We start from the raw sequence: 18,867 nt of genomic DNA on the forward strand, positions 1-18,867 counted from the left end.
TGGTTGGTGCCCAATTAATTAACTGATATTAATCAATAAAGGCTAAAGAGTCATCGCTAGCAATTCACACATATAAAACCTCTTAAAACAGCCAAACACCTAAAAGTTAAATATGCTTGGCTAAAGCAACAATTTATTCTATAAATAGAGTGTATCATTGACAAAAATTTATTTTAAATTCAAATACTTTTTCTTATATTAAGCATCACATCAAAAAACACTAAAAGGGATTCCTTGTGGATATTATTATTTGGTTATTTGTCGCATTTTCGCTTACTTGGTTTATGAGCTATGCGAGAACAACATTATCTAGTTTTACCTTAGCCTTTGCCGCATTGATGGCCTTAGGGTCTTTTTTCAACATAATAGGTATTGTCTCTTGGTTACTCTTTGCTGTAATCGCACTACCACTGAATATAGATAATATCCGCCAACAGTTTATTAGTATGCCCTTGTTGGCTCTTTTCAAAAAAATAATGCCACGAATGTCATCAACAGAACAAGAAGCCATTGATGCAGGCACCACATGGTTTGATGCTGATTTATTTCGCGGTGACCCTGATTGGGAAAAATTACATAATTACCCTCGACCTCGACTGAGCACCCAAGAGCAAGCATTCATCGATGGACCTGTTGAGCAGGTTTGCGCCATGGTTAACGATTGGCATATTACTCATGAAATTGCCGATCTACCACCAGAGATATGGCAATTTTTGAAAGAAAATAAATTTTTTGCCATGATAATTAAAAAACAATATGGCGGCCTAGAGTTCTCCGCTTTTGCCCAATCTCGTGTCTTACAAAAACTTACTGGTGTAAGTTCCGTGCTTGCCAGTACTGTAGGAGTTCCGAACTCATTAGGGCCAGGTGAATTATTACAAGAATATGGTACTAAAGAGCAACAAGACTATTACTTACCACGTTTAGCCTCAGGTGAAGAAATCCCTTGTTTTGCCCTGACCAGCCCAGAAGCTGGCTCTGATGCTGGATCTATTCCAGATTACGGCATTATTTGTCATGGCCAGTTTGAAGGCAAAGATGTGTTAGGTATGAAACTCACCTGGGATAAACGCTATATCACCTTAGCGCCTATTGCGACAGTGTTAGGCTTAGCATTTAAATTACAAGACCCAGAGCAACTGCTCTCAGATAAAAAAGAATGGGGGATCACCTGTGCCCTTATCCCAACCAATTTACCTAATATTATTATTGGCCGTAGACATTTCCCTTTAAATATTCCCTTTCAAAATGGTCCAACACAAGGTACTGATGTTTTTGTGCCACTTGACTTTATCATTGGTGGCTCTGCCATGGCTGGACAAGGCTGGCGTATGGTGGTTGAATGCCTCTCAGTAGGTCGTGCTATAACCTTACCGTCAAATAGTGCCGGTGGTATTAAAACCGTGGCCTTGGCTACTGGAGCCTATAGCAGGATAAGGCGACAATTTAAAATGCCTATTGGTAAAATGGAGGGTATTGAAGAGCCACTTGCTCGCATAGGCGCAAATGCCTATCTCATGGATGCCGTCACAACGATGTCAACCGGAGCCATAGATCTGGGCGAAAAACCGTCTGTTATTTCAGCCATAGCCAAATATCACCTGACCGAAAAGATGCGATCGTCCATTATCGATGCCATGGATATTCATGGTGGTAAAGGTATTTGCCTGGGGCCGAACAACTATTTAGCACGCGGCTATCAAGGTGCACCTATCGCCGTCACTGTTGAAGGAGCTAATATTTTAACCCGCAGTCTGATTATTTACGGTCAAGGCGCCATTCGTTGTCATCCCTATGTGCTGGCAGAGTTAGAAGCTGCCAATAATAGTGATAGTGAACAAGCTCTTAATGACTTTGATCATGCACTTTTTGGACATATAGGTTTTAGTATCAGTAATATTAGCCGTAGTTTATGGTGCTCAATTACCGGTTCACGCTTCTTGAATAGCCCATTTAATGACGAAACTCACCGTTACTATCAATTACTTACTCGCTTTAGCGCCAACTTAGCGATGCTTTCGGATATTTCCATGCTTATACTGGGTGCTGAGCTAAAACGTAAAGAACGTATTTCTGCGCGGTTAGGAGATGTACTTAGTCAGCTATATTTAGCGAGTGCCACCTTAAAACGATACAATGATGAGGGCCGAAAAACTGCTGATCTGCCATTTGTTCAGCATGCCGTTGAAGATTGTCTCTATAGTATGCAACATGCCATTGACGAGCTTATTAATAATTTTCCGAACAAGGTTGTGGCAAAACTTTTACGGCTGATAATATTCCCTCTAGGTATGTGGCTGAAAAAACCAAGTGATGAAATAGCGCAAAAGGTCGCAAGAATACTACAAACACCTGGTGCAAGTCGTACTCGTTTAGGTCAAGGGCAATATTTAACCCGCGATGGCAATAATATTTTTGGTAAATTGGAACAAGTACTTGAGGATATTATCAAATGTGAGGCAATTCATGAAAAAATCTGTCGTGCTTTAAATAAAACATTACCATTTTATCAACTAGATAAAGTAGCCGAGCTTGGTCTGTCTGAAAACATTATTTCTAAAGATGAAGCAGAGGTATTAACAACTGCAGAGACGGGCCGTCAGTGGGTTATTGCGGTAGACGACTTTGATAGCAAAGAATTATCCGCATTTAAGCCCAACATTTAGAAAAATAATGCACTAAAATCCACCTTAGTAACTGTGTTAATTTGTTGTATGGATATATAAAGTGCCTTTTAAATATTATCAGAAGCAAGAAACGATGTTAACATAAGGTAAATGTAATGATAAAACTAATACTTTAACTGAGCTGAACATGCCCGTAAAAGAGATAATGCCCCAAGAACAGACTGAACAACAGACGAACATGCCAGTAAAACGTCGCTCAAAAGGGCAAAGAACACGCGAGAAAATTCTGATTGCTGCGATTGATGTTTTAGCGCTCAATGGTATAAAAGGCACTACCCACCGTGCGATTGCCAGCCATGCACAACTACAACTTTCTTTAACGACTTATTATTTTAAAGATATTCAAGAACTTATTAATCAAGCTTTTAAATTGAATGCAGAACATATCACCTCGCGTGCTGATACAAACTTAGCTGGCGCTGTTATCCTTATTACTAAAATAGAGAAGAAAGAACTAAGAAAGACGGCAGTTAAGGAAGCATTGTGTCTACAATTGAGTGAAATGACATCTCAGCATTTAATTGACAACATCAAACACCAAGCTATATCACTTGCTGTCGAACAATTAATGTTAACCGAGATTCAAGTAACACCAGAGTTACGCTTGCTTGCCCAAGAACATGAATTAGCTCAGTTAGTACCTTACGAGCAGCTATGTCGATTTTTTAACAAAGTGAATCCTGAGCTCGATGCTAGAATAATGTACACGGTTTTCTCTCAACTGCAATATAGTCAGCTTGCCATGCAAGTAAATATTGATAGCGAGTTAATTGCACAGACAACACGCAGGATTATTGCTTGGATTATGTCACTAAGATAATGGATAAATAGTTAATAAAAAGGCCCCGTAACTATTATATATAGTTACGGGGCCTTTTTATTTGTACTAAAGACTAATACTTAGTTTAGTTTGCTTTAGTTATGAATTAAAGAAACGACATCAATTCTTGATCAAGTTGCATTATGCTTTTTGGATCTGTCATCATAGTTTTAGCTAAAGACTTAGTTCTAGGTAACATTCTCTCAAAATAAAACTCAGCTGATTTGATTTTTGCTCGGTAGAAGTCACGATTTTCAACATCTCCAGCTAATTTTTCATAGGCAGATTGCGCCATTTGAGCCCAAAAATAAGCCATGACGATATAGCCAGAATACATCAAGAAGTCGACTGATGCTGAGCCAACAATATCACGATTCGATTTAGCCTTGAGTGCTAAGCGTATTGAATACTGTTGCCAGTTAGCGATAGCCTTGCCCAATGGCCAGATAAAGCGATTCATTTGACGTTTATGTGGATTACTTGAAATTAAACTTTTGTTTTTACAAAAGCCAAGGACCTCTTTAGAGAAATCATTTAAAGACTTACCACGAGTCATTAATATTTTACGACCTAATAAATCGAGTGCCTGAATACCTGTGGTGCCTTCATAAAGCGTAGAAATTCTTACGTCACGTACTATTTGCTCCATGCCCCACTCTTTAATATAACCGTGGCCACCAAATATTTGTAAACCATGATTGGCACTTTCAGTGCCAAGTTCAGTTAAAAAAGCTTTTAAGATAGGCGTGATAAAACCTAAACGATCATCTGCTGCTTGACGCTCTGCTTCGGTTTTTGCCATAGAAATATCATCAACAATTTTAGCGGTATAATAAATCATTGCCCTGCCGCCTTCAGAAATCACTTTTTGTGTCATCAGCATCTTACGCACATCAGGATGAACGATAATAGGGTCAGCAACTTGATCAGGATATTTTTTTCCTGTTAAAGAACGCATAGATAAACGTTCTTTGGCATAAATTAATGAGTTTTGAAAAGCTAGCTCTGCGGCACAAACGCCTTGTAACGCTGTACCGATACGCGCAGTATTCATAAAGGTGAACATACATTCCAAACCTTTATTTTCTGGGCCTATTAGCGTACCAACGGCATTGTCAAAATTAATAACCGCTGTCGCAGAAGCTTTAATACCCATTTTGTCTTCTATTGAGCCACAAGTAACATTATTTGCCTCACCTAGGGTACCATCCTGATCCGTTTTTATTTTTGGTACAATAAATAAGGAAATGCCACGAGTGCCTTTTGGCGCGTCTGGTAATCTTGCTAGGACGATATGGATAATATTATCCGTCAAGTCATGATCACCTGCAGAAATAAATATTTTAGTGCCGGTGATATTGTAAGTGCCATCACCATTTGGCTCGGCTTTCGTGGTCACTTGCCCTAAATCAGTACCACATTGTGCCTCGGTTAAACACATGGTACCTGTCCAAGTACCCTGAATTAAACGCGTTAAATACAACTCTTTTTGCTTATCATTACCATGAGTAGTAATAGTATTCATGGCACCATGGCTAAGGCCTGGGTACATTGCCCAAGACCAGTTGGCCGTGCCTGTCAGTTCTGATTGCACCATGCCTAAAGAAGGTGGTAAACCTTGTCCACCATATTCCAAGGAATGCGATAACGAAGACCAGCCGCCATCAATGTACTGTTGATAAGCGGCTTTAAAGCCTTTAGGTGTTGTTACCTTGCCGTTATCATAGTGGCAACCTTCTTTATCACCACTTTGATACAAAGGCAGTAACTCATTTTCACAAAACTTTGCACATTCTTGCAGAATAGCATCCACTAAGTCAGGCGTAGCTTCTTCAAATTCTTCGTATTTTTTATAATGATCATAATAATTGAATACGTCTTCAAGCAAAAATTTAATATCTGCTATGGGTGCTTTATAAGTTAGCATTAGCTTTCTCCGACAACTTTAGTGAACTATTTATAATTTTATAGCTAGATTAAAGCACTGGTCGTACCACTAATTCAAGCTTTTTTTAGTTTATTTATTAATAATGACAATAGACAACAAATATTTGCCAGCAGAATAACCCGCTATATAAAAGAATAAACCTAGGGTTAACTAGGTAAAGCGCTATAAAAATCAAATATAAAGATGAAGAAATTAAGTGCAAATTAAAATAAAAATAACAAGGTAAGCAATTGATAATCAATTATTTTTTGTAATTATTTAAAATAAAGCTGCGGCTAGTTAATGCTATAGAAGGAAAATATGGGATGTTATTCCGTTGCAGGAGATATTCTATGTTTAATTGGGTGTTTAACTGGGTGTTTATATCAAGGGGGGATATTCTAGATGATCAACAAAACTGGCGGAGTGGACGGGACTAGAAGCTGAGAAGAACCCTTTGGTGTGACAGACCGCCGACCTTATAAGAAGATAACCAACTGAACTACCACTCTGCGTATCTTGTTTACTTTAAATGTTTAACGAAATTCCCTTCGCATCAGCTATGATGATTACAACAAAATTGGCGGAGTGGACGGGACTCGAACCCGCGACCCCCGGCGTGACAGGCCGGTATTCTAACCAACTGAACTACCACTCCGCATATCTTGTTATCTCGAGTTTATCACCAGGGTAAGTGAACGGGACTCGAACCCGCGAAAGACATCCGGTGTGACAGGCCGCTTATCTTATAAAAAGCTAACCAACTGAACTACCACTCCGCGTATCTTGTTTACGTTGAATGTTTAACGAAATTCCTTTCGCATCAACTATGATGATTACAACAAAATTGGCGGAGTGGACGGGACTCGAACCCGCGACCCCCGGCGTGACAGGCCGGTATTCTAACCAACTGAACTACCACTCCGCATATCTTGTTATCTCGAGTTTATCACCAGGGTAAGTGAACGGGACTCGAACCCGCGAAAGACATCCGGTGTGACAGGCCGCTTATCTTATAAAAAGCTAACCAACTGAACTACCACTCCGCGTATCTTGTTTACGTTGAATGTTTAACGAAATTCCTTTCGCATCAACTATGATGATTACAACAAAATTGGCGGAGTGGACGGGACTCGAACCCGCGACCCCCGGCGTGACAGGCCGGTATTCTAACCAACTGAACTACCACTCCGCATATCTTGTTATCTCGAGTTTATCACCAGGGTAAGTGAACGGGACTCGAACCCGCGAAAGACATCCGGTGTGACAGGCCGCTTATCTTATAAAAAGCTAACCAACTGAACTACCACTCCGCGTATCTTGTTTACGTTGAATGTTTAACGAAATTCCTTTCGCATCAACTATGATGATTACAACAAAATTGGCGGAGTGGACGGGACTCGAACCCGCGACCCCCGGCGTGACAGGCCGGTATTCTAACCAACTGAACTACCACTCCGCGTATCTTGTTATCTCGAGTTTATCACCAGGGTAAGTGAACGGGACTCGAACCCGCGAAAGACATCCGGTGTGACAGGTCGCTTATCTTACTAAAAAGCTAACCAACTGAACTACCACTCCGCGTATCTTGTTTACGTTGAATATTTAACGAAATTCCTTTCGCATCAACTATGATGATTTCAAACAAAATTGGCGGAGTGGACGGGACTCGAACCCGCGACCCCCGGCGTGACAGGCCGGTATTCTAACCAACTGAACTACCACTCCGCATATCTTGTTTATCTTGAGTTTTTCACTAGGGGAAGTGAACGGTACTCAAAACCGGTAAAAGATCACTGGTCGTAACAGGCCGTTTTCCTAATAAAAGTTAACCGACTGAGCTACTACGCTGCTATCTTTTGCTATAGCTTACTCAACTGACCTTAATCAATCATTACAAGCTATAGCCGCACTCAACAACATGTCGTTGAATGCGGCGAGATAATACGGTTATGGCGCGGTGCAGTCAACCACTTTTTTAATAAAATTGACTGCATGTGTATTTGACGAGCAATCTGCTGAAAATCAAAGCATATCCGTCACTATAGCCAGGATAAATTAAAAATCGTCTTAGCTTTACTTAGTTTTTGCTTTCTTTCTACGTAAAGAAAAAAATAATACCACCGCAATAAGTATAATTACCCCATTGCCAGCGACAATGAGTAATATAGTTTCTTGGTCTTGCTTATTTTGCGCTTGTTGCTGGTTTAATAAAGCCAGCTCTTTTTCTTGTGCTGTTTTAGCTAACAAATCTACTGTAATAGTATCAGCGCGTCCCGAATTGGCTTCAACACTAGCACTAGCGATCAGCTGGTTAGTAGCTTCAACATTAAAAGTGTACTCTGGCAACACTAAGCGAAATTCTCGCCCAGTAATTGTTTTACCAAAAGCACTGACATTGATACGATAAAGACCGGGCTCGGTATTGGCCATAGTTGTACTTCTTGTCTCGCCATGACTCTCCATAATTGAAAAAGGTTCAACTTGACGGTCAGGAAAAGTAAACTCCCCCTGAAAGATAAGACTATTAGGGTCAACATAACTAGGGTCTATAGTAAGCAGTATCTGGTGAGGTTTATCAGTGACTTGTGATTTAACCACACTCACTGCTACCGGTGTTTTTTGTAATAATATAGTCGATTGTCTTAGCTCTCGCGTTACCATGGGTAATTTGACCAAGTAAACTGGTTGCCATTCTCCTGGAGCAAAATCTAGGATAAACTCACCGGTAAAGATATTGTCATTAGCATATTCATCTAAACCATAACCGTCATCACGAAAGGAAGTCACTTTAATGGCATCTGCACCAAAGTTTTCATAAGCGGAGTTATTAGTGCTGTAAAAATTAACATCTAATTTAACAACATTTTTAAAATGGGGGCTATCTATTGCCTCGTCACCATTAAATAAGCGCCCTACTACTTTAAGGGTCTCTCCTGAAAACGCAATTTCGGGTAATGGCTCTACGGCAATTTTAATATCGGAAACAACCAGTATTTGACTATGAGGTAAGATATCGCCTACGGCTTGCCAAGGCCCTGGCATCGGGTTTTTTATTTTAATCATGTCAAAAGTCCGGTCATCAAACCATTGTACTTTTTTATGATCAAATTCATTAACCCTTATTTTACTGCCATCAGGTCTAATAAGAATAATAGGTTTACTGCCACTTTTACGATAAAAAATTAACGTTATTTCATCTAAGTTTGCATCTAGACGAAAACGATTATCAAAATAGGGTACCTGATTAGTTATATTATCATTTTGATAATATTCAACTTTCGTTTTATTAAGCTTACCTTCTTTTTTGTTTTTTTCTATATCACTCGTCATGAAAGCCTCAGCACTAAAGGAGGCAACCACAAAAATAAAAACAGCAGACCAGCTTGCTACTTTATTTTTTTTAGGATTAACACAATAATGCTTATTTATTTCCAAAGTGGCTCTCCTCCTTTTGTCGCGATTACAGCAATACGATCTGCATGTGCATCTAATTCATCGGCCGAAGCCGTTATAACCTTTAATTTATTACGTGTGGCTGATAAACGCCTGATAGCATTCGCGTCAGCATTACTGCCGTCACCTATCGACAAGTTTAAACTAGACTGCTTGCGTGTCATTTCAATATAGACAAAAGCAAGTAGTTGCGCATCAATTAATGCCCCGTGATAAGTACGGTCTATTAATTTATCAACTCGATAAAATCGTGCTAAATAATCTAAGGTTTTTGGGGAGCCTAATTCATCTTTTGATAGTTTCAAGGTATCGGTAATGGTACATAACTCTGTAGTCATCGGTACTTTATCTTGGCTCCGCGCTCTGGCATTAAACAATGAAAATTCATGGTCCATAAAGCCAACATCAAATTTTGCATTATGTATAACCAACTCTGCACCACGGATAAAATCAATAAATTCATGAATAACTTGGGAAAAAATAGGTTTGTCATTAAGGAATTCATTGGTTAAACCATGAATATTAATAACCTCTTGATCCATCTCAAATACCTGACCACGATGATCAAGGGGTTTTACATAGGCATGATAGGTTCGACCTGTTAATTGACGGTTCACCATTTCAACACAACCAATTTCTACAATTCTGTGCCCATCTCTGGGGTTGATACCCGTAGTTTCAGTATCCAAAATGATTAAGCGCTGGTCTTTGTCTGAAATGTTCTGATCGGGGTTATTATTCACTTGCGAACCTTATATTAAATGTATAATTCGATGACTATTTATCGGGTAGTGTTTGAGGAAATTCAATTAAATTAATTTGCATACGTTTACTGGTAAAGCATAGAGTAATTAAAGTAAAGACAATCAATGCTTGGCATATTAACCATGGCATTGAGGTCAATTGCCAGTAAAAAAAACTAATCAGGTTAATGGTAAAGTCAAAAATTAACGCCACTATCAACAATGCTCGGCAATAAGGCCAAAGCATTTTTACCCACTTTGGCGCATTGGGGCGACGTAGACTAATAATCAGGACCACAAATAAACCAATGACGCCAGAGAGTAGGCTTAACAAAAATACATTGGTGTCTGGATAAACCCACTGCATGGTTGATACCCTATCTTTCATATTAGTTACCGACATAAGCCAAACGAGATAACCACGTAAAACAAACAGCAATACCAGATAAAAACGTTTAGATAACTTTAAGCAGTCAAACTTATCAAAATCTTCAATAGAATACTGTTGATATTTTTTAGGCACCTGGTGTTTGCTTATTTTTCAATTGACGCTCTTTATGTAACAAATGTTGAGCGGTAGTAATGGCTTTAACGGCTTTAGAATTAAATTCACGGGTATATAAGGTGTAAACGACCCATAAACTCATCAAGGCAAATAAAAACGGGTGAAAAAACCAACATATTGCCGCTAAGGCAAAGTAATACGACCGCAAGCCATAGTTATAAGAATGGGCGGCTTGATCTTGTACTATTGCCATTTGCTTTGCATAAGCCAGTAAATTCTCATTTTTACCCGACTTTTGATAGGGCGTCGCCCCTATCATCACATTCAAAAAGCCGTATTGGCGCATAGACCAAGTAAACTGAAAAAAAGAAATAACAAATATAAAGGCTAATAAACTGAGTTTTAATTGTATTGCTAAGTGGTGAACATCAGCGGCAAAAGGTAATGATGAAATAACCTGCTCCAAGGTATCGACTTTGGCAAATAAAGTAAAAATACCGGCCAGAATTAACAAGGTGCTAGAAGCAAAAAAAGCAATATTACGTTCCAAGTTGGCGAGTAAAGCCGCTTCTGATACTCTGATTTCACGGGAAATAACTTCATACATCCAATGAATTCGGTGTTGATGTAAAGATCTTGCGATACAATCTGTATTTTTCGCCTTTTTTCGTGCAAATACGGTATAACCATACCAAGAGGCAATAAATACAGATAACGCTAAAATATCGATTAGGGTAAAAGGCAAAAGTCCATTCCTTAATACGTAACAGGGATAATAAAAATATGATTATACGCCAACAAATTTTATTGACCAACAACTTCATTTAATAGATAAAAAGGTATTTTTGATTACTACAAGTAATTTGGCCGGCTAATAAATACCGAATAAAAGTGTTATCCTGCATAAAAATTGCGCCTTAAAAAGTAAGTTACTTATTTAGTTTTTATGACGAACTCACTAAGCAATTGAATTATATATATATTATAATAACAATACCGTTATTATAATTCACCGCGTTTTGGCCTTGAAGTACGTATAACGCAAGCAAGGAATTTCTATGATAAATATTAAACGACTGGCCTTATTAGTGGCTATTACAATCACACTGTCTGCTTGTAATAACTCCCCTGCCGTGCCTATTCAAGAAAAATTACCTGGCAGCTGGCTCGTTGAGTCAATCCAAGATAAAGCTGTTCTGATTAAAAATATTGCTCGCTTAAACTTTGATCAAAAAAACCGGTTAAGCGGTTCTGCATCGTGTAATAATATATCATCACGCTATAGCTTACAGAACAACTCGCTAAACATTGGGCCTATAGCCACGACTCGGAAAATGTGTGCACCGGGGTTAATGGCACAAGAGTCTCGATTATTACAAGCACTTGCTAAAGTAAAACGCTTTCAATTACATAATGGTGAGCTATCAATGTACGACCAACAAGGCAGCTTACAAATAAAAGCAAAAAGAGCAAAGCCTGAGCCTAGCACTTAATTAATATCAAAAAACAAGCTGCCTATACTTTTTTGCTATATAGGAATATAAGTTATAACAAAATATCACTTCTTTTTTTATAACAAAAAGCTACTCTTACTCAGTTAATATAACTAATTCACAGGATCCAATATGTCTAAAATTTTCAAAGACAACACCACCACCATAGGTAACACACCTCTGGTGAAGCTAAATCGAGTGATTAATGCTGAAAATGGCGCAAATGTTTACGCTAAAATAGAAGCTAGAAATCCAAGCTTCAGCGTTAAGTGCCGTATCGGCGCGAGTATGGTGTGGGATGCTGAAGAAAAAGGTTTATTAGGCCCAGGAAAAGAAATTGTTGAGCCAACAAGTGGTAATACCGGTATCGCATTAGCGTTTGTTGCTGCAGCGCGTGGCTACGCTATTACCTTAACCATGCCTAGCACCATGAGCTTAGAACGTCGTAAATTACTGACTGCGTTAGGTGCAAAAGTTGAACTTACTGACGGCGCCAAAGGTATGGGTGGCGCAATTGCTAAAGCCCAAGAGATCAAAGATTCTGATCCAGAAAAATATGTATTATTAGGTCAGTTTGACAATCCAGCGAACCCCAAGATTCATGAAGAAACCACTGGACCAGAAATATGGAAGGATACTGAGGGTAATATAGATATCTTTGTTTCTGGTGTTGGTACTGGTGGTACCCTTACCGGTACAAGTCGCTATATTAAACTAACCAAAGGTAAAGCTATTACTACGGTTGCAGTTGAGCCGGTTGACTCCCCTGTCATCACTCAAGCACTTGCGGGTGAAGAGTTAACACCAGGCCCTCATAAAATTCAAGGTATAGGTGCCGGCTTTATTCCTGGTAACTTAGATCTTGAAATGGTTGATGCCGTTGAACTGGTTTCAAATGAGGATGCTTTTGCTATGACACACCGTTTAATGAAAGAAGAAGGTATTCTTGCCGGTATTTCATCAGGCGCCGCAGTTGTTGCTGCGAAACGTATAGCTGAACGCCCTGAAAATAAAGGGAAAAATATTGTCGTTATTTTACCAAGCTCTGCGGAACGTTATTTATCAAGTGCGCTTTTTAGTGACAGTTTTAGCGATAAAGAACTTGTTCAATAAACAATACTAAATGTACTTAATGTTGACTAAAGGCACTTCGGTGCCTTTTCTTTTTAACCATTCACCTAGATATTTCACTTCACTTTAACGAAGTAATTACGTTAGTATTAAGCATGATGCTTTTACTTTGACTTACTTTTAATGCACTATCTAAAACCCCTTATCTCTGCTTTGTTATTAAGCTCAATCTTTTTATTAACTGCTTGTGATAACAATGACTCAAAAAAAATCACCTCGGTTGATGACCCAGAACTTGTTGCCATTGCGTTTTTTGATGCGCTTTATAATGAAAAAAATATTGAAAAAGCGGCTTCGGTTTGTAATCCTAAGTTAGCCCGACTTATTCTCCATTATCGCTCACCTCAAGCGGTAGCCCGTCACTTGTTTAATATGTCATACGATAAAGTTGCAATTAAGCCCGATAGCTCAGGGGTAAAAGTGAGAGAACAATTTAAAGATAGTGCTAGAATTACCGTATATTTTGATGGCTATTACCAAGAAAACCGGATTAAAGACGTTAAACGCCTCGCGATTGTCCAGCGTGACGGCAAGTGGTTTATTGATAAAATATTAAAAGACCCGTTTTAACACCTCCTCTGCAATAATTACCAATAAGATAAAATAATGTTAAAAATAGGTACCTACCAACACTTTAAAGGCAACTACTACCAAGTGCTTCATATTGGGCGACATAGTGAAACCGAAGAATATATGGTGGTTTACCACCCTACTGATAATAAAGAAGATATATGGCTGCGCCCTTTAACTATGTTTGATGAAACGATCGAGCGAGGCGGTAAAATGCTAAAGCGTTTTAGCTTTATTAAGCCGTAACATTTTTACCGTTATCAATATAATTATTCTTAATAGCGGATTTATCCAATAGAAAAAAAATTATGTTCTTGCCATGGCACTTTTTTATGCTGTATCTCGGTCACTTTTGCTTGATCTGGGCCATGGGCCAACCATACTAGCATTTTGTCAATATTAACCTGTTCACCACAAAGTAGCACTTCGACATCACCATCGGCTAAATTACGCGCATAGCCACTTAAGCTATATTCAATAGCTTGTTGCTGAGATGAGGCTCTAAAATAAACCCCTTGCACCTGACCGGAAATATGCGCAATATAACTAACATTCATACCTATTTCTCTTATTAAATCACTATTATTATCAGTAAAGTTTGCACCTGGGACTGTCATTGTCTAAAATCGGCACAAATATCTCTTTCACCGAATAAAACCTAGTTTCACACTAGGTATTTTATTCATTAAAAATAAGTATAGACCTATGTCAGCAAGAATTTCTTTAAATGTTGGTCGTGAAAAATCTTTATTACGTAAACACCCGTGGATTTTTTCGAAAGCAATCAATAAAATCAAAGGTAAACCTCTGCTTGGGGATACTGTTGATGTATTCGATAGTAAAGGTAACTGGTTAGCTAAAGGTGCTTATTCACCTGAATCTCAAATTAGGATCAGAGTCTGGAGCTTTGATGAGAATGAAGAAATTGATCGTGATTTTTTCTTGAACAAATTACAAAAGGCGCAACTTAGGCGTGATTGGTTTATCGCTCAGGGAAAATTAACTGGCTATCGCTTGATTGCTGGTGAGTCCGATGGTCTACCTGGCGTCACTATTGATAAATATGATAACTTTATAGTTTGTCAGTTACTTAGCGCCGGCGCAGATTATCATCGCTACACCCTAGTTAGCTGTTTAACCGAGCTTTATCCTAATTGTCATATCTATGAGCGCTCTGATGTTGATGTCCGTAAGAAAGAAGGCTTAGAGCCGGTAACCGGTTGGTTAACCGAGCCACAAGAGTCAACCGAATGTATTATTGAAGAGCACGGTATCAAAATTTACGTTGATATCGCTACTGGCCACAAAACCGGTTTTTATCTCGACCAACGAGACTCTCGACTTACTGCGGGTAAGTTTGCCAAAGGAAAAACTATTTTAAATTGTTTTTCCTATACCAGTAGTTTTGCATTACATTGCGCGGCGAACAATGCCAAAGAAGTCATTAATGTCGATGTGTCGCAAGCGGCTCTTGATATGGGTAAACGTAACCTGGCCTTAAATGGTTTGACTGACGCCAACGTTTCTTTTGTTAAAGATGATGTTTTTAAGTTATTACGAAAATACCGCGAAGAAAAACGTCGCTTTGATATGATTATCCTTGACCCGCCTAAATTTGTTGAATCAAAAGCACAGTTAACGGGCGCTTGTCGTGGTTATAAAGACATCAACATGATTGCTATGCAGTTATTAAACCCTAATGGCATATTGCTGACATTTTCGTGCTCAGGCTTACTCGATGCAAGTTTATTTCAAAAAGTAGTTGCCGATGCCGCATTAGATGCCAAAAGAAAAGTTTATTTTGTCGAGCGGTTACAACAAGCTGCAGATCACCCTATTTCATCTAATTACCCTGAAGGGTATTATTTAAAAGGTTTAGTTTGCCAGGTTGAGTAGTTAACATATCAGCAAAAACATCTCATTTTAGTGATGGCTATGGATGGCCATCTCAATAAAAATAAGCCATTATCCAGAGTTCAGGTTAACTATTAGAATTCAATAGCTAACGTTATATTACACAAACTTCAGCTTTAATGGCTTCTAAATTAAAATTTTATTTTCTTCAAATAACCCACCAAAACCGCCAATTTCTGCCAACAATTATTACGACGATAATATTTATCCCTCCTTTATATTGCCGTTAATTTACAGTACGTTAACAATATAACCGCTAAGTATTAACCTTACTTCAAACGAGTATTATCCAGTCAAAGTATCCTTCGCATAAACTTTGCGCTTAAAATTTGATCAACTTTTATATTGTATACGGTATAAAGTATATGGTAGATTTTATTTGCCTCATGGATGTGGCTTTTACATGAATAATTCATGACTTATGGAAGACAAAATAATACTAACAATAAAAAGGAAGATAAATATGAAGCTTAACAAGCTCTTTATTGCTAGCTGTACTTTGCTAACAATAGCCTCGGCACAAGCGGCACACATACCGCAAGCCCCCCAACAAGCAAGCGTGCCAACCATCGAATTACACAGTGGTCATGCACATGAAAACACCCTAGATAGTAAAGCACCTACGCCCCAAAGGGATAAGCAAACAACGGCAAACCCATTAACAAGTATAAATAGCCAAGCTATGCAGCCCATGTCATTACAAGTCGCTGCCGCAGCGCCTTGTAACGTTAATGCATTTGCTACATCAAACGCATCAACCTTGATCAATGAAATTAAAGCTCAAGGTCCGAATTGTGTTAATGAATTGTTTAACGCCTCAGCTAGCATTCAAACAAGTGCCTATAGCTCAGACAACATGTACTCAGTGGCTAATCATTTAAAAAGCTTATCTCAATCGTATGCCGGTGGTGGTGACGTTGATATTGAAGCCATGTTTCTTTATCTACGCGCTGGCTATTATGTCGAGTTTTACAATAATGGCGTAACGTTTGTCTCTTGGGTAAAGCCTGCGGTTAAAGGTGCTATTGATGCTTTTGTTAACAATGCCAACTTTTACCAAGATAACGACGGCCATGGAAAAACATTAGCTGAAGTTATCATCACTATGGATAGCTCTGAGCAACAAGATATATATTTACCTGTTGTTAAAGAATGGTTAAGCCGCTGGAATCAAAGTTACGCCAATAAATGGAATATACGTAGTGCCGTTAATGGTATCTTCACTATTTTATTTCGCGGCCAATACAATACTAATTTTAAAAACTTAGTAAATAATGACACCACGTTAATAAGTCGCTTAAATAACTTTACTCAACAAAGTTGGATGCTTAACAGTGAGTCTGAATATCTTATCTCTAATGCGGCCCGTGAATTAGGACGTATGAAGATGTATGGCACTGCCATTCAGTCTACTGTGGACTCCGGTCTAAATAGCATTTTTGCTAACTATGTTATGTTTGGTAATGGCGATGCTGTCTGGTTAGGGGCTGCTGATACCGCCACTTACTATGGTAACTGTGCTGATTACGGTATTTGTGGTTATGAAACGCAATTAGAAGCAAAAGCGTTAGCACAAACTTATACCTGTAGTTCAACGCTTAAAATTCGCTCGCAAAACCTAACATCGGCACAGCAATCATCCGCTTGTTCCGTGTTAGGGGCTGAAGAAACTTATTTCCACAACAAAACACAGTCTGGCAATGTGCCAATTCCTGGTGATACCAATAATCAATTGCAAATTAATATTTTCGATAGCAGCACCGACTATGGTAAATATGCCGGTCCTATCTTTGATATAAATACCAATAATGGTGGTATGTATTTAGAAGGTGACCCATCCGTTGCCGGTAATATCCCAAACTTTGTTGCCTATGAAGCCTCTTATGCTGAAGCGCCACATTATGTTTGGAACTTAGAGCACGAGTACGTACATTACCTAGATGGGCGTTTTGATTTGTTTGGCAACTTTAACACCCCGACTGAAAAAGTTGTTTGGTGGGCTGAAGGTGTGGCCGAATACGTTGCCAATCAAAATAATAACCAAGCAGCAATTGATACCATTCATGATGGCTCAACTTATACCCTAAGTACCATATTTGAAACCACTTATGATGGTTTTGATCAGGATAGAATTTACCGCTGGGGTTATTTAGCGGTGCGCTTTATGTTTGAAAACCATTTCAGTGAAGTTAAAGCCATGATTGCGGAAACACGCGCCGGTAACTGGACTGCTTATAAAACACGTTTAAATACTTGGGTTAGCAATTACAGTAACGAATTTACCACCTGGACACAAACCGTGAAAAGTGATGGTGGCACAACACCAAATAACGCGGCACCATCAGCCAACGCGAATGGACCCTATGCAGGTCAAGTGAATGAAGTGATCAACTTTGATAGTAACGGCTCAGTAGACTCAGATGGCTCTATCGTCAGTTATAGTTGGGATTTTGGTGATGGTACAACGGGCACAGGTAGCACCACTAGCCACAGTTACGCTACGGCTAATAACTATAGGGTAACCTTAACGGTAACGGATGATAAAGGCGCTATTGGTACAGCAACTGCACCGGTGACTATTTCCTCTGGACCCAGTCTTGAAATTGCTAACGGTGGCTCAAAATCAGGCTTAAGCGCAAGTACTAATCAAACCACTGACAGTTATTATATTCATGTTCCCGTGGGCGCAACAAACTTAGTGGTAAGTATTAATGGCGGCAGTGGCGACGCTGACTTATTCCTTAAGCAAGGCACAGCGCCATCGGCTAGTAGCTATGATTGTCGTCCTTACCTGGCGGGTAATAATGAAACATGTACAGTTGCCGCTCCTGCTGCTGGGACTTGGTATATGAATGTTAATGCGTATAGTGCCTTTGTCAATGTCACCCTGACGGCCAGCTTCGATACAGGTCAAGGAACACCAAATAGAGCGCCCGTTGTTTACATCAATGGCCCGTATGTTGCGGATGAAGGTGTCGAGGTTAGCTTTAGTAGCGCCGGCAGCTATGATTCTGATGGTGCAATTGCCTCATATAGTTGGAACTTTGGTGATGGCGCGAGCAGCTCATTAGCAAACCCAAGTCATACTTATACTTCAGCAAACAATTATCCAGTAACCTTGAGCATTACCGATAATCAAGGTTTAACGGAAACAGCGACAACAACGGCTAATATTAGTGCCTCAACAACGCCAGGTAGTAATGTTGCTGATATGTGTGCTGTGCAAGGGCCACAGTCAAGTGGTCAAGTACAAGCAGGACAAGCCATTTGTCTTGGTAATATAAGTACTAGTTGGTTATCCATTGCCGATGTTAGTGGTCATAGCAGTATTGCTATCACTACCGGTAATGGTACTGGAGACTTAAGCATAGAGTTTAGTAATATGGGCTGGCCAAATGGTGTTAATCATCATGGTGCTTCATATAACTCAGGTAATAGTGAGTGTATTTACTTAACAAATCTGTCGGAATACTGGGGATATATTAAGGTATCAGGTGAGGCGAATAATGCTTCGTTAGTTATTGATTTTGATACTAGCGGTTGTCGTTAAGGCCATTAATATAAATCAAACGGTGAATATAAAAAAATAACCGCAAGACTAAATAAAACCAGAGTTTACTC

14 protein-coding genes and 5 tRNA genes are annotated in these 18,867 nt (G+C 39.1%); 8 read left to right on the forward strand and 11 right to left on the reverse strand.

Annotated features, from left to right (window positions below; genetic code table 11):
* Positions 1-236: 236 nt before the first annotated feature.
* Together fadE and ASU03_RS09965 are read left to right on the forward strand one after the other, a co-directional pair.
* A complete protein-coding gene (gene fadE / locus ASU03_RS09960; protein WP_082627238.1) occupies positions 237-2,666 on the forward strand; it encodes an acyl-CoA dehydrogenase FadE in 2,430 nt (809 codons plus the stop codon).
* A 166-nt stretch (positions 2,667-2,832) separates the two neighbouring features.
* Positions 2,833-3,507: a TetR/AcrR family transcriptional regulator gene (locus ASU03_RS09965; protein ID WP_057831698.1), complete on the forward strand. Its 675-nt coding sequence runs from the start codon at positions 2,833-2,835 to the stop codon at positions 3,505-3,507.
* Between the two features lie 106 nt (positions 3,508-3,613).
* On the opposite strand, the gene ASU03_RS09970 is transcribed toward ASU03_RS09965, so the two are convergent.
* The 10 genes from ASU03_RS09970 to ASU03_RS10015 all read right to left on the reverse strand — a co-directional run bounded on the left by ASU03_RS09970 (position 3,614) and on the right by ASU03_RS10015 (position 10,883).
* Complete coding sequence (locus tag ASU03_RS09970; protein WP_057831699.1) at positions 3,614-5,434, reverse strand: acyl-CoA dehydrogenase C-terminal domain-containing protein; 1,821 nt, start codon at positions 5,432-5,434, stop codon at positions 3,614-3,616.
* A gap of 581 nt (positions 5,435-6,015) precedes the next feature.
* Positions 6,016-6,092, reverse strand: a tRNA-Asp gene (locus ASU03_RS09975).
* A 190-nt stretch (positions 6,093-6,282) separates the two neighbouring features.
* Positions 6,283-6,359, reverse strand: a tRNA-Asp gene (locus ASU03_RS09980).
* 190 nt (positions 6,360-6,549) lie between these two features.
* A tRNA-Asp gene (locus tag ASU03_RS09985) sits at positions 6,550-6,626 on the reverse strand.
* A 190-nt stretch (positions 6,627-6,816) separates the two neighbouring features.
* Positions 6,817-6,893 (reverse strand) — tRNA-Asp (locus ASU03_RS09990).
* A 192-nt stretch (positions 6,894-7,085) separates the two neighbouring features.
* A tRNA-Asp gene (locus ASU03_RS09995) sits at positions 7,086-7,162 on the reverse strand.
* Between the two features lie 348 nt (positions 7,163-7,510).
* Positions 7,511-8,872 carry a TIGR03503 family protein gene (locus tag ASU03_RS10000; RefSeq protein WP_057831700.1) on the reverse strand — a complete coding sequence of 454 codons (1,362 nt, stop codon included), beginning with the start codon at positions 8,870-8,872 and terminating at the stop codon, positions 7,511-7,513.
* A complete protein-coding gene (gene dnaQ, locus ASU03_RS10005; protein ID WP_082627239.1) occupies positions 8,863-9,633 on the reverse strand; it encodes a DNA polymerase III subunit epsilon in 771 nt (256 codons plus the stop codon). Before dnaQ ends, ASU03_RS10000 begins: the two co-directional genes overlap by 10 nt.
* 34 nt (positions 9,634-9,667) lie before the next feature.
* Positions 9,668-10,156, reverse strand: a complete 489-nt coding sequence (locus ASU03_RS10010; RefSeq protein WP_057831701.1) for a DUF2919 family protein — start codon at positions 10,154-10,156, stop codon at positions 9,668-9,670.
* Positions 10,149-10,883, reverse strand: a complete 735-nt coding sequence (locus ASU03_RS10015; RefSeq protein WP_057831702.1) for a DUF599 domain-containing protein — start codon at positions 10,881-10,883, stop codon at positions 10,149-10,151. Before ASU03_RS10015 ends, ASU03_RS10010 begins: the two co-directional genes overlap by 8 nt.
* A 313-nt stretch (positions 10,884-11,196) precedes the next feature.
* Here ASU03_RS10015 and ASU03_RS10020 point away from each other — a divergent pair, with 313 nt between their 5' ends.
* The 4 genes from ASU03_RS10020 to ASU03_RS10035 all read left to right on the forward strand — a co-directional run bounded on the left by ASU03_RS10020 (position 11,197) and on the right by ASU03_RS10035 (position 13,578).
* The gene (locus ASU03_RS10020; RefSeq protein WP_057831703.1) at positions 11,197-11,631 is read left to right on the forward strand and encodes an META domain-containing protein; all 435 of its coding nucleotides are present in this window, start codon (positions 11,197-11,199) and stop codon (positions 11,629-11,631) included.
* A 132-nt stretch (positions 11,632-11,763) separates the two neighbouring features.
* Entirely contained in the window at positions 11,764-12,744 is a 981-nt protein-coding gene (cysK, locus tag ASU03_RS10025; protein ID WP_057831704.1) for a cysteine synthase A, read from the forward strand.
* Between the two features lie 141 nt (positions 12,745-12,885).
* Positions 12,886-13,332, forward strand: a complete 447-nt coding sequence (locus ASU03_RS10030; protein ID WP_057831705.1) for a hypothetical protein — start codon at positions 12,886-12,888, stop codon at positions 13,330-13,332.
* A 36-nt stretch (positions 13,333-13,368) separates the two neighbouring features.
* Positions 13,369-13,578: a DUF1653 domain-containing protein gene (locus ASU03_RS10035; protein WP_057831706.1), complete on the forward strand. Its 210-nt coding sequence runs from the start codon at positions 13,369-13,371 to the stop codon at positions 13,576-13,578.
* A 41-nt stretch (positions 13,579-13,619) separates the two neighbouring features.
* Here the strand turns inward: ASU03_RS10035 and ASU03_RS10040 are convergent, their stop codons facing one another.
* Positions 13,620-13,949, reverse strand: coding sequence for an acylphosphatase (locus ASU03_RS10040; protein ID WP_231731549.1), 330 nt, complete (start codon positions 13,947-13,949; stop codon positions 13,620-13,622).
* Positions 13,950-14,037: 88 nt separating this feature from the next.
* Between ASU03_RS10040 and ASU03_RS10045 the strand changes: the two genes are divergently transcribed.
* A complete protein-coding gene (locus ASU03_RS10045) occupies positions 14,038-15,228 on the forward strand; it encodes a class I SAM-dependent methyltransferase (RefSeq protein ID WP_057831707.1) in 1,191 nt (396 codons plus the stop codon).
* A 481-nt stretch (positions 15,229-15,709) separates the two neighbouring features.
* Complete coding sequence (locus ASU03_RS10050) at positions 15,710-18,796, forward strand: collagenase (protein WP_057831708.1); 3,087 nt, start codon at positions 15,710-15,712, stop codon at positions 18,794-18,796.
* The last annotated feature ends 71 nt before the right edge of the window (positions 18,797-18,867 follow it).

It is taken from the genome of Colwellia sp. TT2012, assembly GCF_001440345.1.
GTDB lineage: Bacteria > Pseudomonadota > Gammaproteobacteria > Enterobacterales > Alteromonadaceae > Colwellia.